This is a genomic window from Amycolatopsis sp. NPDC043887, from assembly GCF_056435665.1.
In genome coordinates this window covers 1-5,242 of record NZ_JBWKEB010000040.1, presented here as the reverse complement: position 1 = coordinate 5,242, position 5,242 = coordinate 1, and the positions used below count along the sequence as shown (strand labels likewise).

At 56.5% G+C, this 5,242-nt stretch carries 3 rRNA genes; all 3 read right to left on the bottom strand.

The features are described 5' to 3' along the window. Positions 1-4 precede the first annotated feature (4 nt). Positions 5-121: ribosomal RNA gene (gene rrf, locus AC069H_RS42700) — 5S ribosomal RNA — on the bottom strand. An 84-nt stretch (positions 122-205) separates the two neighbouring features. Next, positions 206-3,344 (bottom strand): 23S ribosomal RNA (locus AC069H_RS42695). A 324-nt stretch (positions 3,345-3,668) separates the two neighbouring features. Then, positions 3,669-5,185: ribosomal RNA gene (locus AC069H_RS42690) — 16S ribosomal RNA — on the bottom strand. The 16S, 23S and 5S rRNA genes sit together here, the layout of an rRNA operon. Positions 5,186-5,242 lie beyond the last annotated feature (57 nt).

Genomic DNA, 5,242 nt, shown 5'->3' with positions numbered 1-5,242 from the left:
GTTAGTCCGGCGGTGTCCTACTCTCCCACAACCCTTCGGTTGCAGTACCATCGGCGCTGTCAGGCTTAGCTTCCGGGTTCGGAATGGGACCGGGCGTTTCCCTGACGCTATAACCACCGAAACACTATGAAACAACCACTACCCACCGATACTGCTGGTGGTTGTGTGGTGTTTCAGAGCTGTAGAGTGGATGCGTAACATCTTCGTGGGCAAGTCCTCGGCCTATTAGTACCAGTCAACTCGACAACACATTACTGTGCTTCCATTTCTGGCCTATCAACCCAATGGTCTGTTGGGGGCCTTAACCCACATGGGGTGGGATACCTCATCTTGGAACAGGCTTCCCGCTTAGATGCCTTCAGCGGTTATCCCTTCCGAACGTGGCCAACCAGCCATGCCACTGGCGTGACAACTGGCATACCAGAGGTTCGTCCGTCCCGGTCCTCTCGTACTAGGGACAGCCTTCCTCAAGTATCCTACGCGCGCGGCGGATAGGGACCGAACTGTCTCACGACGTTCTAAACCCAGCTCGCGTGCCGCTTTAATGGGCGAACAGCCCAACCCTTGGGACCTACTCCGGCCCCAGGATGCGACGAGCCGACATCGAGGTGCCAAACCATGCCGTCGATATGGACTCTTGGGCAAGATCAGCCTGTTATCCCCGGGGTACCTTTTATCCGTTGAGCGACACCCCTTCCACCAGGTGGTGCCGGATCACTAGTCCCGACTTTCGTCCCTGCTCGACATGTCTGTCTCACAGTCAAGCTCCCTTGTGCACTTGCACTCAACACCTGATTGCCAACCAGGCTGAGGGAACCTTTGGGCGCCTCCGTTACTCTTTAGGAGGCAACCGCCCCAGTTAAACTACCCATCAGGCACTGTCCCTGAACCAGATCATGGTCCGAGGTTCAGATTCCCAATCCGACCAGAGTGGTATTTCAACAACGACTCCACCAACACTAGCGTGCCGGCTTCACAGTCTCCCACCTATCCTACACAAGCCGAACCGAAAACCAATACCAAACTATAGTAAAGGTCCCGGGGTCTTTCCGTCCTGCCGCGCGTAACGAGCATCTTTACTCGTAGTGCAATTTCGCCGGGCCTGTGGTTGAGACAGCCGGAAAGTCGTTACGCCATTCGTGCAGGTCGGAACTTACCCGACAAGGAATTTCGCTACCTTAGGATGGTTATAGTTACCACCGCCGTTTACTGGCGCTTAAATTCTCAGCTTCACCCCCGAAAGGGTTAACCGGTCCTCTTAACGTTCCAGCACCGGGCAGGCGTCAGTCCATATACATCGTCTTGCGACTTCGCATGGACCTGTGTTTTTAGTAAACAGTCGCTTTCCGCTGGTCTCTGCGGCCACTGCGCCCTAGCCTGCAAGAGGCTTCAGGCACCTTGGCCCCCCTTCTCCCGAAGTTACGGGGGCATTTTGCCGAGTTCCTTAACCACAGTTCACCCGATCGCCTTAGTATTCTCTACCTGACCACCTGTGTTGGTTTGGGGTACGGGCCGTGCACGCACTCGCTAGAGGCTTTTCTCGGCAGCATAGGATCACTCTACTTCGCCTCAATCGGCTACGCATCACGTCTCAACCTATATGGAGTGCGGATTTACCTACACTCCGGCCTACACGCTTACACCAGTACTACCACTCACTGGCGGAGCTACCTTCCTGCGTCACCCCATCACTCGACTACTACGGAATCAGATCCCACGCTCCACAACCACCCTCCACCCCGAAGGGTCTTGGATGGCGCTTCGGGTGGTTAGTATCAACCGCCTCATCCTGGGCGCACGTGCTCGGGTACGGGAATATCAACCCGTTATCCATCGACTACGCCTGTCGGCCTCGCCTTAGGTCCCGACTTACCCTGGGCGGATTAGCCTGGCCCAGGAACCCTTGGTCATCCGGCGGCAGAGTTTCTCACTCTGCATTCGCTACTCATGCCTGCATTCTCACTCCCACACCCTCCACGACTGGCTTCCGCCGCCGCTTCCCTGGATGCAGGACGCTCCCCTACCCATCCACACCACTGCATCACACTCTCAAGGAGGTGACGGATGTATATGTGTGAATGACACAGCTTCGGCGGTGTGCTTAAGCCCCGCTACATTGTCGGCGCAGGACCACTTGACCAGTGAGCTATTACGCACTCTTTCAAGGGTGGCTGCTTCTAAGCCAACCTCCTGGTTGTCTGGGCAATCCCACATCCTTTCCCACTGAGCACACACTTAGGGGCCTTAGCTGGTGTTCTGGGCTGTTTCCCTCTCGACGACGAAGCTTATCCCCCGCCGTCTCACTGCCACACTCTCACACCACGGTATTCGGAGTTTGGTTGATTTCGGTAACCCGGTAAGGCCCCTAGACCATCCAGTAGCTCTACCCCCGTGGAGAAACATGTGACGCTGCACCTAAATGCATTTCGGGGAGAACCAGCTATCACGGAGTTTGATTGGCCTTTCACCCCTACCCACAGCTCATCCCCTCAGTTTTCAACCTAAGTGGGTTCGGCCCTCCACGTCGTCTTACCGACGCTTCAGCCTGGCCATGGGTAGATCACTCCGCTTCGGGTCTAGACCACGCGACTCAGACGCCCTATTCAGACTCGCTTTCGCTACGGCTACCCCACACGGGTTAACCTCGCCACGCAGCACTAACTCGCAGGCTCATTCTTCAAAAGGCACGCCATCACCTCAACATCACAAGGATGTGCTCGGGCTCTGACGGCTTGTAGGCACACGGTTTCAGGTACTCTTTCACTCCCCTCCCGGGGTACTTTTCATCTTTCCCTCACGGTACTAGTCCGCTATCGGTCTTCAGGAAGTATTTAGGCTTACCGGGTGGTCCCGGCAGATTCACAGCAAATTCCACGAGCTCGCTGCTACTCGGGAACACCAAACAAACGATCCACAACGTGTTTTCGCGTACGGGACTCTCACCCACTCCGGTCGCCCATCCCAAGACGTTCCACTAACACGCGTAACCGCTCCGAGAACTGTCAGATCCTCGACGCTGGGTCCCACAACACCACACACACAACGCCTGACAGCTTGACATGTGCATGGTTTAGCCTCTTCCGCTTTCGCTCGCCACTACTCACGGAATCACGGTTGTTTTCTCTTCCTACGGGTACTGAGATGTTTCACTTCCCCGCGTTCCCTCCACACACCCTATATATTCAGATGCGGGTAACACCACATAACTGGTGCTGGGTTTCCCCATTCGGAAATCCTCGGATCACAGCTCGGTTGACAGCTCCCCGAGGCATATCGCAGCCTCCCACGTCCTTCATCGGCTCCTGAAGCCAAGACATCCACCATGTGCCCTTAACAACTTGACCACAAAGATGCTCGCATCCACTCTACAGTTCTCAAACACCACACCAGAAACAAACGTCCCAGAGGGTACTAGCCCCTTGGCGTGTTGCCTCAGGACCCAACAGCATGCCAGCGAACACCATCCCCGATCATCCCGGGATCACCCTTTCCACGCTCCCCGGAGGAAGCAGTACTCAGACGCCCCGGCAACAGCCGGCGATCGCATAAACCAGTAGTTCCACAATTCCTTGAGCAACCAGCACAACACCACGTTCGGGTGTTGAGTGCCGGCCACTCCACCACCGTTGATCCGGGTATCCCGGCGGGGTGGATGTGTTGCTCCTTAGAAAGGAGGTGATCCAGCCGCACCTTCCGGTACGGCTACCTTGTTACGACTTCGTCCCAATCGCCAGTCCCACCTTCGACCACTCCCCCCCTTACGGGTTGGGCCATGGGCTTCGGGTGTTACCGACTTTCATGACGTGACGGGCGGTGTGTACAAGGCCCGGGAACGTATTCACCGCAGCGTTGCTGATCTGCGATTACTAGCGACTCCGACTTCACGCAGTCGAGTTGCAGACTGCGATCCGAACTGAGACCGGCTTTAAGGGATTCGCTCCACCTCGCGGTATCGCAGCCCTCTGTACCAGCCATTGTAGCATGTGTGAAGCCCTGGACATAAGGGGCATGATGACTTGACGTCATCCCCACCTTCCTCCGAGTTGACCCCGGCAGTCTCCCACGAGTCCCCGCCATAACGCGCTGGCAACGTAGGATAAGGGTTGCGCTCGTTGCGGGACTTAACCCAACATCTCACGACACGAGCTGACGACAGCCATGCACCACCTGTACACCAACCACAAGGGAAGCCCTATCTCTAGGGATGTCTGGCGCATGTCAAGCCCAGGTAAGGTTCTTCGCGTTGCATCGAATTAATCCACATGCTCCGCCGCTTGTGCGGGCCCCCGTCAATTCCTTTGAGTTTTAGCCTTGCGGCCGTACTCCCCAGGCGGGGCGCTTAATGCGTTAGCTACGGCACGGACAACGTGGATGTCGCCCACACCTAGCGCCCAACGTTTACAGCGTGGACTACCAGGGTATCTAATCCTGTTCGCTCCCCACGCTTTCGCTCCTCAGCGTCAGTATCGGCCCAGAGACCCGCCTTCGCCACCGGTGTTCCTCCTGATATCTGCGCATTTCACCGCTACACCAGGAATTCCAGTCTCCCCTACCGAACTCAAGTCTGCCCGTATCGCCCGCACGCTCCACGTTAAGCGTGGAGTTTTCACGAACGACGCGACAAACCGCCTACGAGCTCTTTACGCCCAATAATTCCGGACAACGCTCGCACCCTACGTATTACCGCGGCTGCTGGCACGTAGTTAGCCGGTGCTTCTTATCCAGGTACCGTCACTTGCGCTTCGTCCCTGGCGAAAGAGGTTTACAACCCGAAGGCCGTCATCCCTCACGCGGCGTCGCTGCATCAGGCTTGCGCCCATTGTGCAATATTCCCCACTGCTGCCTCCCGTAGGAGTCTGGGCCGTGTCTCAGTCCCAGTGTGGCCGGTCACCCTCTCAGGCCGGCTACCCGTCGTCGCCTTGGTAGGCCATTACCCCACCAACAAGCTGATAGGCCGCGGGCTCATCCTGTACCGCCGGAGCTTTCCACCCCCCACCATGCGATGAGAAGTCATATCCGGTATTAGACCCAGTTTCCCAGGCTTATCCCAAAGTACAGGGCAGATTGCCCACGTGTTACTCACCCGTTCGCCACTAATCCACCCCGAAAGGCTTCATCGTTCGACTTGCATGTGTTAAGCACGCCGCCAGCGTTCGTCCTGAGCCAGGATCAAACTCTCCAACAATGTCAAATTTGATCGAGGCAATCTAATGCTCTCAAAGGAACCCCAAAACGAGGTTCA